We start from the raw sequence: 239 nt of genomic DNA on the forward strand, positions 1-239 counted from the left end.
ACGCGATATCGCTGGTGTGAAGTTAGGGCCGGCGATGTCGATGTGTTGCTGGGGCGTCGGGTGCGGGGGCCGCGCGGCGGGGGGGGGGCGGGGGGGGGGGGGGGGGGGGGGGGGGGGGGGGGTCGGGGGGGGGGGGGTGGGGTGGGTGGTGGGGGGGGGGGGGGGCGGGCTGGACGCGTTTATGTGCTTCAGTGAATCGGGCTTATGCTTTTAGTCTGTCTCTTTATCCCGTCAGCGGG

1 protein-coding gene is annotated in these 239 nt (G+C 73.2%); it reads left to right on the forward strand.

The window, feature by feature from the left end:
• A partial coding sequence (locus AAEZ02_RS23420) for a hypothetical protein (RefSeq protein ID WP_351125628.1) occupies window positions 1–195 on the forward strand: 195 nt, incomplete at its 5' end.
• Between the last annotated feature and the right edge of the window lie 44 nt (window positions 196–239).

This window comes from Shewanella sp. T24-MNA-CIBAN-0130 (assembly GCF_040310185.1).
GTDB classification, from domain to species: domain Bacteria; phylum Pseudomonadota; class Gammaproteobacteria; order Enterobacterales; family Shewanellaceae; genus Shewanella; species Shewanella psychromarinicola.